The 16,299-nt window shown below is 55.2% G+C and carries 15 protein-coding genes; 8 read left to right on the top strand and 7 right to left on the bottom strand.

Annotated elements, in window-relative coordinates:
- Positions 1-163: 163 nt before the first annotated feature.
- A complete protein-coding gene (locus KQJ18_RS01455; RefSeq protein WP_253297433.1) occupies positions 164-1,099 on the top strand; it encodes a DMT family transporter in 936 nt (311 codons plus the stop codon).
- Positions 1,096-2,187, top strand: a complete 1,092-nt coding sequence (locus KQJ18_RS01450; RefSeq protein ID WP_038640083.1) for a helix-turn-helix domain-containing protein — start codon at positions 1,096-1,098, stop codon at positions 2,185-2,187. Before KQJ18_RS01455 ends, KQJ18_RS01450 begins: the two co-directional genes overlap by 4 nt.
- Here KQJ18_RS01450 and sppA read toward each other — a convergent pair.
- On the bottom strand, positions 2,184-4,040 hold the full coding sequence (gene sppA, locus KQJ18_RS01445; RefSeq protein WP_216421274.1) for a signal peptide peptidase SppA: 1,857 nt from the start codon (positions 4,038-4,040) through the stop codon (positions 2,184-2,186). The genes KQJ18_RS01450 and sppA overlap by 4 nt on opposite strands.
- Positions 4,041-4,214: 174 nt before the next feature.
- On the opposite strand from sppA, the gene KQJ18_RS01440 reads away from it, so the two are divergent.
- From KQJ18_RS01440 to topB, 3 genes are all read left to right on the top strand, one after another.
- A complete protein-coding gene (locus KQJ18_RS01440; protein ID WP_038640085.1) occupies positions 4,215-4,766 on the top strand; it encodes an NAD(P)H nitroreductase in 552 nt (183 codons plus the stop codon).
- A 116-nt stretch (positions 4,767-4,882) separates the two neighbouring features.
- Positions 4,883-5,926: a selenide, water dikinase SelD gene (gene selD / locus KQJ18_RS01435; RefSeq protein WP_199980039.1), complete on the top strand. Its 1,044-nt coding sequence runs from the start codon at positions 4,883-4,885 to the stop codon at positions 5,924-5,926.
- Between the two features lie 4 nt (positions 5,927-5,930).
- Positions 5,931-7,877 (top strand): DNA topoisomerase III, encoded by a 1,947-nt coding sequence (gene topB / locus KQJ18_RS01430; RefSeq protein ID WP_038640087.1) that lies wholly within the window; start codon positions 5,931-5,933, stop codon positions 7,875-7,877.
- Between the two features lie 89 nt (positions 7,878-7,966).
- On the opposite strand, the gene gdhA is transcribed toward topB, so the two are convergent.
- Positions 7,967-9,310 carry an NADP-specific glutamate dehydrogenase gene (gdhA, locus tag KQJ18_RS01425; protein ID WP_038640089.1) on the bottom strand — a complete coding sequence of 448 codons (1,344 nt, stop codon included), beginning with the start codon at positions 9,308-9,310 and terminating at the stop codon, positions 7,967-7,969.
- Between the two features lie 237 nt (positions 9,311-9,547).
- Between gdhA and KQJ18_RS01420 the strand changes: the two genes are divergently transcribed.
- Positions 9,548-9,823 (top strand): YnjH family protein, encoded by a 276-nt coding sequence (locus KQJ18_RS01420; RefSeq protein ID WP_038640091.1) that lies wholly within the window; start codon positions 9,548-9,550, stop codon positions 9,821-9,823.
- Here the strand turns inward: KQJ18_RS01420 and KQJ18_RS01415 are convergent.
- Entirely contained in the window at positions 9,783-10,196 is a 414-nt protein-coding gene (locus KQJ18_RS01415) for a pyrimidine (deoxy)nucleoside triphosphate diphosphatase (RefSeq protein ID WP_170973238.1), read from the bottom strand. The genes KQJ18_RS01420 and KQJ18_RS01415 overlap by 41 nt on opposite strands.
- A 79-nt stretch (positions 10,197-10,275) precedes the next feature.
- Between KQJ18_RS01415 and KQJ18_RS01410 the strand changes: the two genes are divergently transcribed.
- Both KQJ18_RS01410 and KQJ18_RS01405 read left to right on the top strand, forming a co-directional pair.
- A complete protein-coding gene (locus KQJ18_RS01410) occupies positions 10,276-10,845 on the top strand; it encodes a carboxymuconolactone decarboxylase family protein (protein WP_069324284.1) in 570 nt (189 codons plus the stop codon).
- A complete protein-coding gene (locus tag KQJ18_RS01405) occupies positions 10,838-11,461 on the top strand; it encodes a CDP-alcohol phosphatidyltransferase family protein (protein ID WP_069324283.1) in 624 nt (207 codons plus the stop codon). Before KQJ18_RS01410 ends, KQJ18_RS01405 begins: the two co-directional genes overlap by 8 nt.
- Before the next feature lie 44 nt (positions 11,462-11,505).
- On the opposite strand, the gene KQJ18_RS01400 is transcribed toward KQJ18_RS01405, so the two are convergent.
- The 4 genes from KQJ18_RS01400 to KQJ18_RS01385 all read right to left on the bottom strand — a co-directional run bounded on the left by KQJ18_RS01400 (position 11,506) and on the right by KQJ18_RS01385 (position 16,210).
- On the bottom strand, positions 11,506-12,813 hold the full coding sequence (locus KQJ18_RS01400; protein WP_185655735.1) for a sulfurtransferase: 1,308 nt from the start codon (positions 12,811-12,813) through the stop codon (positions 11,506-11,508).
- An 87-nt stretch (positions 12,814-12,900) separates the two neighbouring features.
- Positions 12,901-13,533, bottom strand: coding sequence for an ATP-binding cassette domain-containing protein (locus tag KQJ18_RS01395; RefSeq protein WP_085049508.1), 633 nt, complete (start codon positions 13,531-13,533; stop codon positions 12,901-12,903).
- Positions 13,533-15,068: a thiamine ABC transporter permease gene (locus KQJ18_RS01390; protein WP_216421272.1), complete on the bottom strand. Its 1,536-nt coding sequence runs from the start codon at positions 15,066-15,068 to the stop codon at positions 13,533-13,535. The genes KQJ18_RS01395 and KQJ18_RS01390 overlap by 1 nt, the downstream gene beginning before the upstream one ends.
- The gene (locus KQJ18_RS01385; protein ID WP_129694904.1) at positions 15,041-16,210 is read right to left on the bottom strand and encodes an ABC transporter substrate-binding protein; all 1,170 of its coding nucleotides are present in this window, start codon (positions 16,208-16,210) and stop codon (positions 15,041-15,043) included. The genes KQJ18_RS01390 and KQJ18_RS01385 overlap by 28 nt, the downstream gene beginning before the upstream one ends.
- Between the last annotated feature and the right edge of the window lie 89 nt (positions 16,211-16,299).

Here is a 16,299-nt window from a genome sequence, read left to right as displayed (position 1 = left end):
TATAAAGTCCCTCCTGAAAAAAGACAGCGCAAATGACGCATACCGGTTGTCTGATCAATATGTCATTTACGTTCAGTGCGTTGTCCCGATTATACAGTGTGGTTCTCCCCCCTCAGTCCTACAGTATCGACCTTCTTTTACGCGTACTTTTACGGATCGAGAAATGATCAGAAAGAGAATCGATAATGCCGCTATTTTGCTGATGGTGGTGATTTGCGGTGTCTGGGGTAGTCAACAGGTTGCGATTAAATCCGCGGCTGATGATATGTCGCCGTTTCTTCAGGTGGGGTTGCGTTCTGCAATCGCCGCGCTGCTGATTGGACTGCTTTTTCACCGCCGGGATAATATATTTGGCCGCCTGCGTGAGCGCAGTATTGCCAGAATGGGTACTATCGTTGGGCTGCTTTTTGCGCTTGAGTTCGTGTTGGTTTCTGTCGGAATAACGCTGACGACTGCCTCTCATATGGCGCTTTATCTGTACACCGCGCCGTTGTTTTCCGCTGTCGGGTTACATATTATTTTGCCTGAGGAACGCCTGAGCCGTCTGCAGTGGTGCGGGTTGGGCATCGCCTTTTTCGGGATTGCCGTCGCCGTGATGTGGGTTGCGCATGACGGGAATACGCAGTGGAGTCTGGCAGGCGATTTGTGCGGGCTGTGTGCGGGCATTGCCTGGGGAACGTCCAGCGTTGTGATTCGCTGCAGTCGTCTTGCTACCATCCCTTCATCGTGTACGTTGTTTTATCAACTCGCTATCACCGGTATTGTGTTATTGCTTATTGGTTTGATGCTGGGTGAAACGACGATACATATGACCTCGACATTGATGGCTAGTCTGACTTTCCAGACGCTGGTCGTCGCATTTTCAAGCTATCTAATCTGGTTTACTCTGCTGCGTAATTATCATGTTGCTTCGCTGGGAACGCTGGTTCTGATGACGCCTGCGATGGGGATTATCGCCGGTGTGATGTTTCTGGGAGAATCGCTACAGCCTGCGTTTATCGTAGGGGCGCTGTTGATACTGACAGGATTGCTTTGTGTGTCATTACCGTCCCGGGCAATTTTGCGCCATCGCCCGGGTTTAAACCGGAGCCTGAAGTGAAGAAAAACAACATTGCGTTGCCCCCAGGTGGAAAAGCGGATCGCGATATTATCACCGCCATTGATGCGAACCAGACAGCGATGCCCCTCAGGCCGCAATTAAATGTCGGGATTGTACTATGGCCTGAATTTCCTTTACTGGCACTGGCGGGGTTGACGGATGCGCTGCGTCACGCGGCGGATATGGGGGATGACAGCCAGAAGATCCGCTGTTCCTGGCGTCTGATGAGCGCTACGCCAGAACAGCCTGTTTTAAGCAGTTCGGGCATGGCGATGATGCCGGATAGCGCATTCGTTACCCCGGAACAGTTCGATTATATCGTGGTGATCGGTGGGCTATTGCGCAGTATGGCAAAAGCGGACCCTGCCGCGCGGCGTTATCTGCATCTTGCCCATCAGCGGAATATCCCGCTGGTCGGTGTTTGTACGGGCAGCTTTGTTCTGGCGCAGGAGGGTTTTCTACAGGGATTAACTGCGGCGGTTCATCCCTGGCATCTGAACGATTTTAAGACGCAATTTCCTCTGTTGACCGCCCGAACCGGCGTCGATTTCCATGAAGAAAAGGGGATACTGACTTGCCCGGGCGGTATCTCAACGATCGGACTGGCGACGGAGCTTATTCGCCGACACTGTGGCCCCGACAGAGCGACAAAAGCCATTTTCCAGATGTCAGTGCCTAACCGAATAGACGGCACTTCCGTGGCGGTTTCCAGAGCGATAGGCTTTACACATGTGAGCGATAGCCGCTTACGTAAGGCCGTATTTTTGATTGAGAAAGGGTTGGTTAAACCTATCTCCACCCAATGGCTTGCCGCAGAAGTCAATCTGAGTCCACGGCAGTTGACCCGGTTGTTTAATGCTGAGTTTTCTCAGTCGCCGGGGGAGTTTATCCGTAGCGCCCGATTGCGTTATGCCCATTGGCTACTGATAAATTCTGGAGAGAGCGTAACGGAGATTGCGCTGCGTCTGGGGTTTAGCGACTGCGCGCACTTTATTCGCATGTTTAGTCGGGAATTTGGCTGTACGCCTGGGGATTGTCGGAATACCCGAATCAATGCTGCCCCATCCGGGGCAGCATTTGACGGTTAACGAACGTTGGCGCAGGTCAGGCAAAACGCATAGCGGTTTTGCGGATCGTTAAACGCGGCCAGCTTATCGCTTTCAGCTTTTACCGTACTTGCCGCAGAAGCCAGCGGAGCCGGAAGCATTGCCTGAATGGCGGCGGGCAGCATGGCGCGAACCGAACCTGACATACTGTCCATGACCATATCCACGAATGTGGGTTCGTCCTGGTAATACTCAATGTGCCATTGTTTCAGTTTGGCCAGTTCAGCCGCTTTCGCGATGGCGTCGTCAAAATCCCCCAGACTGTCGACCAGACCGTTGGCTTTCGCATCCTGGCCGGTCCAGACGTGGCCCTGAGCGATTTTGTCAATCTGCTCTGGCGTTGTCTTACGTGCATTCGCGACCAGCGTGATAAAGCGCTTATAGCCGTTCTCGATGCTCAGTTGCATCATTTGCTGTACTTCCGGCGGTAACGCTTTAGTGATGGAAATGTCCGCCAGCGGAGAGGTGGCTACGCCGTCGGTATGTACGCCAATGGAATCCAGACTGTTTTCCACTGTGTTGATCACGCCAAAGATCCCGATTGAACCGGTCAGTGTGCTGGGGTTAGCCACAATGTAACTGGCTGGCGTGGAGATCCAGTAACCGCCTGATGCCGCCATACCGCCCATTGACACGACGACCGGTTTGCCCGCCGCTTTGGCCGCAGCCAGTTCAGCGCGGATCACTTCGGAGGCGCTGACGCTGCCGCCAGGACTGTTCACTCGCAGAACAATGGCTTTCACCTTCGGATCAAGACGCGCTTCGCGGATTTGTGCGGCAGTGGTGTCGCCGCCCACATTCCCTGGGGTTTCTTCGCCGTCCATAATCGCGCCATTCGCGAAGATGACGCCAATGCTCTCTCCGGTATCCGCCGGGGTTTTCAGCGAATAATCGTAGTAGCTGATGGCGCGGAAGTTTTTATCCGCTTTGCTCCAGCCGAACTGTTTGGTCAGCATTTTTTCGACTTCAGCGCTGGAGGCGAGTGCATCCACCAGTTTGTTGTCGAGCGCGTATTTTGCGGTATCGCCCTCGACTTTTGTCAAACCGTCCAGCATCGCTTGCGCGCCGGGGAACACCTGTTGGGCCGGGATCTGACGGTTTGCGGCTACCGTATCGAGATAGTTCTGCCACAGCTCGCCGATCCAGCGGCTATCGGCCTCGCGCGCGGCAGGGGACATATCATCGCGGATGAAGGGTTCTACCGCAGACTTATAGGTACCGACGCGGAACACGTGCGTTGAGACTTTCAGTTTATCCAGCAGGGACTTGTAGTACAGACCGTTAGTGGCAAAACCGTGCAGATCAACGGAACCCTGCGGAGAAAGGTAAATTTTGTTGGCAAAACTGGCGAGGTAATATTGCCCCTGGCTGAAGTTATCGCCCACGGCAAAGACCGGTTTGCCGCTGTCGCGGAATTCCCGCAGCGCTTTACCGATGTACTGCATTGAAGGCTGGTCGGCCCCGGCAAAGTTTTTCAAATCCATCACGATGCCGGTGATGTTGCGGTCATCTTTCGCCTGGCGAATGGTATTCACGATATCAAACAGGGAGTTTTCCTGCAGTCGGTCAGAACTGGCGCCAAACAGTTGACGACCAATGGCGCTCAAGCGACTGGTGCTTGAAGGCTTGTCGACAATCACGCCCGAGATATCCAACAGCAGCGCGCCACGTTCAGCATGTTCACTGGTGTTGCTGCTACTGACCTGCATCCAGATCCCCACGCCAACCAGCACCAAGAAGATAAAGAACAGGTTAAGCACAAATTCACGGACGAAATTGAGTAATCGCCATGTCCATTTAAAAAATCCGGCAATAAATCGCCACAGGGTTCGCATGTATTCTCCCTACCGATTAACAACACGCCACCCGGTTATCCCGAAAAAGGCGTTAAGATGTGGCTATCGTAATGACCCAACGGGCACTTGTCAGCAGGAATCACCGCCTGTGCTGTAACAAAATCCGCTCACGTGTTAATTTTGTGAATAAATCTCATTGTTGGAGTTAAACAAATGGATGCACTCGAATTACTCATCACCCGTCGTAGCGCTTCTCGTCTTGTCGAACCGGCACCGGCGGGAGAGCAACTGCAAAACATTCTGCGGGCGGGAATGCGCGCGCCAGACCACAAAACGCTGCAACCGTGGCAGTTCTTTGTCATTGAGGGCGAAGGGCGCGAGCGCTTTAGCGCCGTGCTTGAAAAAGGCGCTATTGCCGCAGGCAGCGACGAGAAAGCTCAGGAAAAAGCGCGGACGGCGCCGTTTCGCGCCCCGCTGATCATTACCGTCGTCGCGAAATGTGAAGAAAACGACAAGGTTCCGCTGTGGGAACAGGAAATGTCTGCCGGTTGCGCGGTAATGGCCATGCAGATGGCCGCTGTTGCTCAGGGCTTTGGCGGTATCTGGCGTAGCGGCGCATTAACGGAAAGCGCGGAAGTTCGCGAAGCGTTTGATTGTCGTCCGCAGGATAAGATCGTCGGTTTTCTCTATCTGGGTACGCCGCAGCTAAAAGCGTCCACGACCATTAGCCTGGCCGATCCGAGCGCTTTTGTTCGTTATTTCTGATATCAACGGCAAAACTGTCTGGATTATGAGCAAAGACACCTGAATTCAGACAGTCACTCTTACCACATCATGGAATGAGCGCTACCATATCCGAATTGCAATGACAGGAGATGTCCATGAGCGAGCAAGCTATTCGTTTAACGCAATACAGCCACGGAGCCGGTTGCGGTTGTAAAATTTCCCCTAAAGTGCTGGAAACCATCCTGCACAGCGAGCAGGCGAAGTTCGTTGATCCAAACTTACTCGTGGGTAATGAAACCCGCGATGACGCCGCTGTCTACGATTTGGGTAATGGCACCAGCGTTATCAGCACCACCGATTTCTTTATGCCGATTGTCGATAATCCGTTTGATTTTGGCCGTATTGCCGCCACCAACGCCATCAGCGATATTTTTGCTATGGGCGGCAAACCGATTATGGCAATTGCTATTCTGGGCTGGCCGCTGGATAAGCTGGCGCCGGAAATCGCCCGTGAAGTGACCGAAGGCGGACGCTTTGCCTGCCGTCAGGCGGGTATCGCGCTGGCGGGCGGTCACTCTATCGATGCCCCGGAGCCTATCTTCGGTCTTGCGGTTACCGGCGTTGTGCCGACTGAACGCGTGAAGAAAAACAGCACCGCCGAGGCGGGATGCAAGCTGTTCCTGACCAAACCTCTGGGCATTGGCGTCCTGACAACCGCAGAGAAAAAATCGCTGCTGAAGCCGGAGCACAAAGGGCTGGCGACGGAAGTGATGTGCCGGATGAACATTGCCGGCGCGGCATTTGCCGATATCGAGGGCGTGAAAGCCATGACCGACGTTACCGGTTTTGGTCTGCTGGGACATCTGAGCGAGATGTGTCAGGGCGCAGGCATTCAGGCGCAGATTATTTACCAGGATATTCCTAAGCTTCCTGGCGTTGAAGAGTACATCGCGCAGGGCGCGGTGCCGGGCGGTACCCAGCGTAACTTTGCCAGCTACGGACACCTGATGGGTGAAATGCCGCAGCCGGTTCGCGACCTGCTCTGCGATCCGCAAACTTCCGGTGGTTTGCTGCTGGCGGTAACGCCGGAAGCGGAAGCCGAAGTGAAAGCGGCAGCGGCGCAGTTTGGTATCGATCTCACTGCGATTGGTGAGTTAGTGGAAGCTCGTGGCGGTCGCGCCATGGTTGAGATCCGTTAACTCGATGCGGTTGTTTATTGCCGAAAAACCGAGTCTGGCGCGCGCTATCGCCGATGTGCTGCCAAAGCCGCATCGCAAAGGTGACGGCTTTATTGAATGCGGAAACGGACAAGTGGTGACCTGGTGTATTGGTCACCTGCTTGAACAGGCGCAGCCAGACGCCTACGACAGCCGTTATGCGCGCTGGAGTCTGGTCGATCTGCCGATTGTCCCGGAAAAGTGGCAACTGCAGCCACGTCCTTCGGTGACCAAACAGCTCAACGTTATCAAGCGCTTTTTACATGAAGCCAGCGAGGTTATTCACGCGGGAGACCCCGATCGTGAAGGACAACTGCTGGTGGATGAAGTGCTGGATTACCTGCAACTGGCTCCTGAAAAGCGCCAGCAGGTGCAACGTTGTCTGATTAACGACCTCAACCCGCAGGCCGTCGAACGGGCTATTGAGCGTCTGCGGGCCAACAGTGAGTTCATCCCGCTGTGCGTGTCGGCCCTGGCGCGCGCGCGGGCCGACTGGCTGTACGGCATCAATATGACCCGTGCTTACACCATTCTTGGGCGAAACGCAGGCTATCAGGGTGTGCTCTCGGTCGGGCGCGTACAGACGCCGGTGCTCGGCCTGGTTGTGCGTCGCGATGAAGAGATTGAAAACTTCGTCGCCAAAGATTTCTTTGAAGTGAAAGCGCATATCGTGACGCCCGCCGATGAGCGGTTTACCGCTATCTGGCAGCCCAGCGAAGCATGTGAGCCGTATCAGGACGAAGAAGGGCGCTTGCTGAATCGTACGCTGGCCGAACACGTAGTGAACCGTATTAGCGGGCAGCCGGCGCTCGTTACCAGCTATAACGATAAACGGGAATCAGAATCCGCGCCGCTGCCGTTTTCGCTGTCGGCGTTGCAGATTGAAGCGGCGAAACGCTTTGGTTTGAGCGCGCAGAACGTTCTGGATATCTGCCAGAAACTGTATGAAACCCATAAACTGATTACCTATCCGCGTTCGGATAGCCGTTATCTGCCGGAAGAACATTTTGCCGGACGTCATGCGGTAATGAACGCAATTAGCGTTCATGCGCCGGATCTGCTTCCGCAACCCGCGGTGGATCCCGATACGCGAAACCGCTGCTGGGACGATAAAAAGGTGGATGCCCACCACGCCATCATTCCTACCGCGCGCAGTTCGTCCATCAACCTGAATGACAACGAAGCGAAAATTTACAACCTGATTGCCCGTCAGTATCTGATGCAGTTTTGTGCGGATGCGGTATTCCGCAAGTGCGTTATTGAGCTGGATATTGCCAAAGGCAAGTTTGTCGCCAAAGCGCGTTTTCTGGCGGAGGCCGGATGGCGCACGCTGCTTGGCAATAAGGAGCGTGATGAAGATAACGACGGGACGCCGTTGCCGGTGGTGGCTAAAGACGATGAATTGCTGTGCGAAAAAGGCGAAGTGGTTGAACGTCAGACTCAGCCGCCACGCCATTTTACCGATGCGACGTTGCTGTCAGCGATGACCGGGATTGCGCGCTTTGTGCAGGATAAAGATCTGAAAAAGATCCTGCGCGCCACGGATGGATTGGGTACGGAAGCGACGCGCGCCGGGATTATCGAGCTGCTGTTTAAACGCGGATTCCTGGTGAAAAAAGGGCGCTATATCCATTCGACCGATGCCGGAAAAGCGTTGTTTCACTCGCTGCCGGAAATGGCGACGCGTCCGGATATGACCGCGCACTGGGAATCTATTCTGACCCAAATCAGCGAAAAACAGTGTCGTTATCAGGATTTCATGCAGCCGCTGGTGGGAACGCTGTATCAGCTCATCGATCAGGCGCGCAGTACGCCGGTACGGCGCTTCCGGGGAATTGTCGCGCCGGGTGGCAGTGGTGGCGATAAGAAAAAGAGCGCGCCGCGTAAACGCCCGGCGAAAAAAAGCCCGCCATCCGAAGAGGCAGGCGTGTAAGTCTGTAGGCCTGATAAGCGTAGCGCCATCAGGCTTTGCCGGATGCGGCACCCGTGCCTTATCCGGCCTACGGTTCTACAGAGACAATATTAAATCACACCCTGGCCCAGCATCGCGTCGGCAACCTTCACGAAGCCCGCGATATTGGCGCCACGTACGTAGTTGGTTTGTTTGCTTTCGCCGCCGTATTCAACGCAGGCATGGTGAATATCCAGCATGATGTGGTGCAGGCGCGCGTCCACTTTCTCCGCTTTCCAGCCCAGACGTGCGGCGTTTTGCGCCATTTCCAGACCGGAGGTCGCTACGCCACCGGCGTTGGCGGCTTTACCCGGCGCGAACAGAACGCCCGCTTCGAGGAACAGGTCGGTGGCTTCGATGGTGGTCGGCATGTTGGCCCCTTCGGCGACAGCTTTCACGCCGTTGGCGATCAGTACGCGCGCCGCGTCGACATCAAGTTCGTTCTGGGTGGCGCACGGCAGGGCGATATCGACCGGAACCGACCACGGCTGCTTGCCTTCGAGATAGGTCAGGCCAAACTCCCGGGCGTAATCCGCCACGCGACCGTCACGGCTGTCTTTGATCGCGCACAGACGCGCCAGTTTTTCTTTGGTAAATCCACTTTCGTCGACCACAGTGCCGCTGGAGTCGGAAGCGGTCACCACCCGGGCGCCAAATTCCATGGCTTTCTCAATGGCGAATTGTGCAACGTTACCGGAGCCAGAGACCGCCACGCGCATGCCTTCAAAGCTGAGGCCATGACGTTTAAGCATCGCTTCGGTGAAGTACACCAGGCCATAGCCGGTCGCTTCCGGGCGGATCAGGCTGCCGCCGAAAGAGAGACCTTTACCGGTAAAGACGCAGGCGCTGTTGTTGGACAGTTTTTTCATCATCCCGGCCATAAAGCCGACTTCACGACCACCCACGCCGATATCGCCCGCCGGAACGTCGGTATCGGGACCTAAATGGCGGAACAGCTCGGTCATCAGCGCCTGGCAGAAACGCATCACTTCACCTTCGCTTTTACCTTTCGGGTCGAAGTCACTCCCGCCTTTACCCCCGCCCATCGGCAGCGTGGTGAGGGCATTTTTAAAGGTCTGCTCGAAACCGAGGAATTTCAGGATCGACAGGTTTACGGAAGGGTGGAAACGCATACCGCCTTTGTATGGGCCAATGGCGGAGCTAAACTGCACGCGCCACGCACGGTTAACCTGCACCTGATTACGATCGTCGAGCCAGACTACGCGGAACTGGATCACGCGCTCCGGCTCAACCAGACGCTCCAGCAGCGACATCTGGCGATAACGTGGGTTTTGCTCAAGGAAGGGCCACAGCGTCGTCATCACTTCACGAACGGCTTGCGCGAACTCGGTTTGGTTTGGGTCGCGCTTTTGTACATGGTTAAGAAACGACTCCAGAGAACATGTCTGATCCATAGATATAAAAACCTCTTATGTATTGATATGGTTATATTTTTGATATTTGTGTTAAGTGTTTTGCAGTTTTTGACTATACCACCAGCAGCGTGACGGGACGCAAGAAAAAATTAACCCCGCTAAGTAAATTAATATCGCGGCGTGGGTCATAACCAAAAACGATGACGGGCGGGACTAAAGTTTCTGCCGATTTATACCGTTATACTGAGCATAACTGTCAGTCACAAAGGAAAGAATATGCGCCGTTTAATCATGGCAGGAGCGTTGGTACTGGTGTCCAGCGCGACGCTGGCAAATCAGCTTTATCGCCCGGATGTGCAGGTGAATGTGCCGCCGGAAGTGTTCAGTTCCAGCGGGCAGCGAGCGCAGCCTTGTAGTCAGTGCTGTATTTATCAGGATCAAAACTATTCCGAAGGGGCGGTGATCAAAGCGGATGGTGTGCTGCTTCAGTGCCAACGCGATGATAAAACGATCAGCACGAATCCGCTGGTCTGGCGGCGCGTAAAAGAATAAAGGCTTCTAACAGCGGGATATCGGCAGGCGCCAGCGGATAACGCCGCGCCTCTTCGGGTGAACACCAGACCATATTCTGGTGTTCATACGCATTCAGTTCTCCCTGAAAAGACGGTACATGCCAGGCATGTAAATGAATCAGCCGGCCCGAAACCTCACGTTGATGGCTGGCGATATAGCGCCCAACGACTGCGTCGATGCCTAATTCTTCACGCAGTTCACGCACCAGAGCCTGAGGCTGACTTTCGCCCGACTCAACTTTACCGCCAGCAAATTCCCACATGCCTGGCTGATCCGCATCCGGCGAACGCTGAGCCAGTAAAATTTTGCCATCACGTTCAATGATAGCGGCGACCACGTCGAGGGTTTTCATCATATTCATCAAGATCTAACAGCAGAAAATGACATACTATATTTATCTTTGAGTTATCTAAAGTATTCAGGAGTCATCGTTGAACGATCCTCACTCGTGGGTAAGTCCGTTAACGCGTATTCCCTCCAGTTTGCAACCGCTCGTCGCGACGCAGAAAAAACATTATGGCGATGTGCTGCATCCCACGCGTTGGTGGGGGCGGATGCCGTTTCTGTTCTGGCTGGTGGCGCTGTTTGTCGGGTTTCTGGAGCGTAAAAAGGCGCGCTTAACGCCGGTGATGCGCGCATTGTTAATGACCCGCGTTTCTCAGGTATGTCATTGCGCCTTCTGTGTTGATGCCAACAGCTTACGGCTGGCGGAACGCTGTGGCGCGCTGGATAAAGTCTTGCAGGTCGCCAACTGGCAAGAATCAGCGCTGTTTAACGCAGAAGAGCGCATAGCGCTGGCCTATGCGGATGCGGTGACCGCCACGCCACCGCAGGTTGACGATGCGCTGAAAACGCAAATGAAGCAGCATTTTACCGATGACGTCATTACTGAAATGACCGCGCTGATTGCGTTTCAAAATCTCTCGGCGCGTTTTAATGCCGCCCTCGATATTCCTGCGCAAGGATTGTGCGACAGTTTTAAAGGACGTCCGCATGCTTGACCGTCATCTTCATCCACGGTTAAAACCGCTGTTGCATCGCTGTGTGGGCATTATTGATAAACCTGCGATTACCCCGGATGGCCTGACGCTGGTTGGTTTTGCTATTGGCGTGTTGGCCCTGCCATTTCTGGCGTTAGGCTGGTATCTGGCGGCGCTAGTGGTCATTGTGCTTAATCGCTTGTTTGACGGGCTGGACGGCGCGCTGGCGCGGCGCAGAGGGCTAACCGACGCGGGAGGATTTCTCGATATCTCACTCGATTTTCTGTTTTACGCCTTAGTACCGTTTGGTTTTATTCTTGCCGCACCTGCGCAGAATGCACTGGCTGGGGGCTGGCTGTTGTTTGCGTTTATTGGCACTGGCAGCAGCTTCCTCGCCTTCGCGGCCCTGGCAGCGAAACACGATATTGATAACCCAGGCTACGCGCATAAATCGTTTTATTATCTGGGGGGGCTAACCGAAGGCACTGAGACTATTTTGCTGTTTGTTTTGGGCTGTTTGTTCCCGGAATCTTTTGCCGTGCTGGCGTGGGTCTTTGGCGCGCTGTGCTGGATGACGACGTTCACTCGGATCTGGAGCGGATATCTGACGCTGAAAGCGGTTCAGCGTCAGGCGTAAGGTCTTGTGTTGCCGGATGCGCTTATCCGGCAATAATGCCAATCTTAATTGCTGCTGTCCGGACCCCGTTCACCGCTGGCGACCGGGTTTTTCGGATTGCTGCTCCACTCATACCAGCCACCGTCGTAAACAGAGACGTTTTTCCAGCCCATCGCGCGGGCATACATAAACGTTTCTGAAGCACGCCAGCCGGTGCCGCAGTAGAAAGAAACCTGCTGGTCTGGCGTGATATTCCACTGTTTCCACATGGCGGCGATATCATCCGCGCTGCGCATGGTGCCGTCCGGGTTATGGAAATCTTCCATATGCGTGGAATCACTCCCCGCGTGGCCCCAGCGTGCGCCTGCGATCTCACCTTTTGGCTTGATGTAGCTATAGCCGCTGGTGGTACCAATAAACTCAGGCCACGAGCGGATGCTGACCAGCGACGCATCCTGGCGATGCAGCAGGCCGCGAGCCTGTTCCGTATTCAGCATTAGTTGTGGTTGGGCAGGGATAGCAACGCCAAAATCAGGAGCCGCTTTCACCGTCGGCGGCGTTCCGCGTTCCACCGGTAAACCTGAATCTGACCAGGTTTGCCACCCGCCGTCGAGCAGACGCACATCTTTCACGCCTGCATACAACATGATTTGCGCCACGCGCGCGGCGGCATAGACATCACGACCGTATAAAATCACCGTGGTGTCGTGGCGAATACCATGTTTTGCCAGCATGGCTTTGAGTTGCACGTCGGAAACTTTATTCCACAGTGGTTCGCTCTCGACTTCGTTGGTATCAATGTATCCTGCACCGGGAATATGACTGAGCAGATACAGCTTCGGCGCGCCCCAGGCGGCTTCAATCACTTTCCAGTCACCCGAAGGTTTAGCGGTCACTTCTTTTCCCTGCTGCAGGTCGTGCAGCCACTGCGGGTAAACCAGTTGTTCGAAGTGCGGCAGACGTTGCAGGCGGCCAGGATCCGCAAGGGCGTCGCTGAGGGTTGAAATATGGCTAAAACCGACTTTCTGCAGGCGGGATTTAACGGCCTGCATCTCGCTATCGCTACCATACAACGCCACCGGCGCATCGGTTTTTAGCTGATGCGCCTTCACCCAGGCATTGAGTTGTTCATCATTCATTTTGTCGAGCCAGGCGGCAGACAGATTCAGTGCGGAGGGTTCGTGTCCGGAAGGACCATTGAGCGATTGTGGCCAGCCGTTGTAAAAAGCGCTCTGACGGGTATCGATCGCCGCGCCTTGCTTTTGCTGTAACTGGTTGAGGGTGAGCGTCTGTGCTGTTTCAGCAGCCCAGGAAGAAGCGCAAGCGAGCCCTAAAGCCAGTGCCAGCGCGGTCATTTGAGAAACACGTTTCATCGAATAGCCCGACGTTGAAAAAAGAAGACGACATTCTGTGCCGCCGGTTAAGTAAAAACCTTGCGTTAACGCAGCATATCGCCACATTCACGCCCAGTTTTCCATCTGTAATACACGGCCTGCTGACGGGACATCCTGCGCGTCATGCGTAACCTGTACCACCGGAATATTCAGCTTGCGCACCTCGGTAAAGACCCACTGGCGAAAGGTATCGCGTAGCGACGCATCCAGTCTGCTAAAGGGTTCATCGAGCAGCAGCGCCTGAGGCTGAGCCAGCAGGGCGCGCAGCAGGGCGACACGCGATCGTTGGCCGCCGGAGAGCGAGGCCGGATCGCGATGATAAAATCCAGCAAGGTCCGCGCGCGTAAGGGCGTTTTCAACAGTATGGCGTCTGGCGGATCCTTGCAGGCTGGCGGGTAAGGCCAGCAGTAAATTCTGCCCAACGCTGAAATGGTCAAACAACAACGCATCCTGGAACAGAATGCCAATCTGGCGCTGCGCGGTGGGCAGCGTGTCTATACGCCGTTCGTTGAGCCACAGTTCGCCTGAAGCTTGAAACTGAGGAGACAATGCGCCGACCATCCACGAAAAAAGCGAAGACTTACCGCTACCGGAAGGCCCCATAATAGTGACAATGTCACTTTTGCTAACCTGGAAGTTCACATCTTTCAGTAGCGTTGTCGCGCCCCGGTACACTGAAAGGCTTTGAACGATGAGCATTAACGGAGTCCTTGTCGAAAGCGGCCGAGCCACGCGGCGAAAAGCGCCGCCAGTACGAAAACGAATAGCGGTAACAGAAACTGCCATAGCGCCTGTGTCGCTAAAACAGCCGTGCTGCCGCCGCTGCTTAATGCCACCGCCTCGGTGGTCAGGGTGGGATAGCGTCCGGCCCCTAACCATAGCGTTGGCATATATTGGGCAATACTGACCGAGAAGCCAACCGCGAAGGCGATCAGTGCCGGGCGTAACAGCAGCGGGCATTTAACCCGCCAAAATATGCGACCTCGTGTCCAGCCCAGCGTTTGTGCAATCAAAATCAATCGTGGGTCAATGCGTTGCCACGCCGGTTTGAGCACAAACAGCATCCACGGCATCACCCACAGCAGGTGGCCCCAGATGATGGTCGTCATCAGCCCATCTTGTCCGGTATATAATGCCAACAGATACTGTCCGGTGACCAGCGGCAGCGCGGGTAGGATAATGGGCAGCCAGACCCAACGGTGTCCGGTTTGCGGTCCCCATTCCAGCCACGCAAAGAGCATCAGTAACCCCAGCACGCTGGAGATGAGCCCCAGTTGCAGACTGTTACTGAGCGCGTCGCTGTTGAGCGATGAAGAGTTGGCGGAAAGCGCCAGCACCAGGGCGCATACTACTCCGCTGATGGGCAAAAGTTGTACCAGCGGCCGTGCGATTGTTGTGGACGAAAAACGCAGGCGTATTCCGTTTACTGCCGGAATTGTGCGCCGCCAGCCACGCCAGAACAGATAGCCCACCAGCGCGAAGATAAATAGCAGCAACACCAGCAGCAGGCTGGCGAGTGCGCCTTTGGCCTGTTGTTCGGCATCGCCCTGGCTGAGCCATTGCCAGCTCAGCACAGCAAGCGTGGGCGGGTTGCCGGGGCCAAGGACGATGGCCACATCCACAACGGAGAGTGACCAGGCCACGACGGCCAGCATGGCTTTGCCTAACGCAGGGGCGATGGAGGGCAGTACCAGCCAGTTCAGGCATTGCAAACGGCTGTAACCCAGCGAATCCAGGACGATAACCTGCTGTGAAAGTTGTTTTTCACTCAGCAGGGCTGAGAGGATCCACAACAAAAAGGCGCTCTCTTTCACCGCCAGCGTTATGCCAAGCCCAACCCCATAGCGGTCCAGTTGCGAGTTGAGAAAGGGCAGCCACTGCCAGAGCATGCCGCCTTCGGCAAAAATCAACAGCATGCTGGTCGCGAATGCGACGTGCGGGATCGCCAGCAGCAAGGGCAGGCGCGTGCACAATCGCGCCCAGCCAGCGCCAGGCCACAAAAAGAGGATCGCCAACAGCGTAATGGTCAGGGCACCCAGAGCCGCGAGGCTTACGGAAACCAGCGTTGCCAGCAACGCCTGCGAGAGTTGAGGATCGTCAAAGAGCGCCAGCCAGTGCGTGGTGCGAAGCGCTGGGGCTAGCAGAGAGAACGTTGCTGGCACCAGCGGCAGATAAACTGCCGTCATGATGCCCCACAGCAACAGAATTAATGCGTACCGTAGCGGCGTAGCCATTCTTGTTCCAGTGCATTTATCCAGGCAGCATGTGGTTCTGGCAGCACGGCAGGGAGTCCTTGCGGGGTATACGCCAGCAGTGCGTTACGCTGTTCGTTTGGCAGTTTTTGCGGATCAAGCACCGAAGGGTCTCCCCAGATAGCAGGGTCAGCTTTACGCAACTGCGCTTCGGGAGAAAGCAGGAAGTTTGCCACGACTTTTGCTCCGGCGCTGGCGCGAGCATTTGCCGGAATAGTGACAAAATGCACGTTGCCGATCATGCCCTGTGAGAAACCAAAACTATAGCTGGTTTTAGGCAATTCGCCGCTGGCCATTTTTTGCTGCGCGTGGGCTGGGTTAAAGGTCAATGATAAGCGCAGCGTACCGGTATTCAGCAACGCATCCATCCGCGCAGGCGTGGGAGGAAAATCTTTGCCTTCACGCCATAGTGAAGGGTGTAGAGCGTCAAGATAATGCCATAACGGAGCGGTAACGTTGGCGAATGTGGCGGCATCGGGCGCAACTTTCAATGCTTGCGGTTCCGTGGTGAGCATAATCAACAACTGCTCGAGAAAAGCCGTTCCGGTAAAGTCTGGCGGGCGCGGGTAGGTAACTGTGCCAGGGTGCGCCTGCGCAAATTCAAGCAACGCCTGCGGGGATTGCGGCGGCTGGGCGGTGAGATCGCGCCGGGCAATGAAGGTTAGCTGTGCGCCGCCCCATGGCGATTCTGCCCCTTCCGTGGGGATGGCAAAGTCTTCACTGACCGGTTTCCGGGTATCAACATAGCGCCAGTTAGGTAACGCCTGCGCCCACTGGGTTTGCAGCAGACCCGCTTCTTTTAATGTGCGGAAGTTTTCACCGTTTACCCACAATAAGTCGACAGATCCGCCGGTTGTTCGCCCGGACGCCGCCTCGGTCTGGATGCGTTTAACGGCGTCGGCGGCATCCGCCAGCCGCACAATTTTCAGGTTAATGGCATAGTGCGTTTTCATCTCACCGCTAACCCAGTCGAGATACTGGTTAACGGCGTTATCGCCACCCCAGGCATTGAACCATACCGTCTGACCGCGGGCGTCATTTTTGATTTGCTGCCAGCTGGCGTCCTGGGAAAAAGCCGCCAGCGGGCAGAGCAGCAAACTCAGGCACAATAAGCAGTAACGCATAATATCTCCATTGCTAAAAATGGCGTATGTCTCAGGTTTTTTTCCGTTGACGCTCCAGGTAAAGGCTTCTTGCTACTGCAATCACCACG

Origin of the sequence: Citrobacter sp. S55_ASV_140, assembly GCF_018919505.1 — a bacterium.
Lineage (GTDB): Bacteria > Pseudomonadota > Gammaproteobacteria > Enterobacterales > Enterobacteriaceae > Citrobacter > Citrobacter werkmanii.
Note: the sequence above shows the minus strand (reverse complement) of the source record. Positions and strands in the feature narration are given on the sequence as shown.

What these genes read in the sequence shown, in the direction of transcription:
- sppA (WP_216421274.1), bottom strand. Translation starts at nt 4,040, where the DNA reads ATGCGAACCCTGTGGCGATTTATTGCCGGATTTTTTAAATGGACATGG.
- KQJ18_RS01390 (WP_216421272.1), bottom strand. Translation starts at nt 15,068, where the DNA reads ATGGCTACGCCGCTACGGTACGCATTAATTCTGTTGCTGTGGGGCATC.
- topB (WP_038640087.1), top strand. Translation starts at nt 5,931, where the DNA reads ATGCGGTTGTTTATTGCCGAAAAACCGAGTCTGGCGCGCGCTATCGCC.
- KQJ18_RS01405 (WP_069324283.1), top strand. Translation starts at nt 10,838, where the DNA reads ATGCTTGACCGTCATCTTCATCCACGGTTAAAACCGCTGTTGCATCGC.
- KQJ18_RS01385 (WP_129694904.1), bottom strand. Translation starts at nt 16,210, where the DNA reads ATGCGTTACTGCTTATTGTGCCTGAGTTTGCTGCTCTGCCCGCTGGCG.
- selD (WP_199980039.1), top strand. Translation starts at nt 4,883, where the DNA reads ATGAGCGAGCAAGCTATTCGTTTAACGCAATACAGCCACGGAGCCGGT.
- KQJ18_RS01400 (WP_185655735.1), bottom strand. Translation starts at nt 12,813, where the DNA reads ATGAAACGTGTTTCTCAAATGACCGCGCTGGCACTGGCTTTAGGGCTC.
- KQJ18_RS01455 (WP_253297433.1), top strand. Translation starts at nt 164, where the DNA reads ATGATCAGAAAGAGAATCGATAATGCCGCTATTTTGCTGATGGTGGTG.
- gdhA (WP_038640089.1), bottom strand. Translation starts at nt 9,310, where the DNA reads ATGGATCAGACATGTTCTCTGGAGTCGTTTCTTAACCATGTACAAAAG.
- KQJ18_RS01395 (WP_085049508.1), bottom strand. Translation starts at nt 13,533, where the DNA reads ATGCTCATCGTTCAAAGCCTTTCAGTGTACCGGGGCGCGACAACGCTA.
- KQJ18_RS01415 (WP_170973238.1), bottom strand. Translation starts at nt 10,196, where the DNA reads ATGAAAACCCTCGACGTGGTCGCCGCTATCATTGAACGTGATGGCAAA.
- KQJ18_RS01420 (WP_038640091.1), top strand. Translation starts at nt 9,548, where the DNA reads ATGCGCCGTTTAATCATGGCAGGAGCGTTGGTACTGGTGTCCAGCGCG.
- KQJ18_RS01440 (WP_038640085.1), top strand. Translation starts at nt 4,215, where the DNA reads ATGGATGCACTCGAATTACTCATCACCCGTCGTAGCGCTTCTCGTCTT.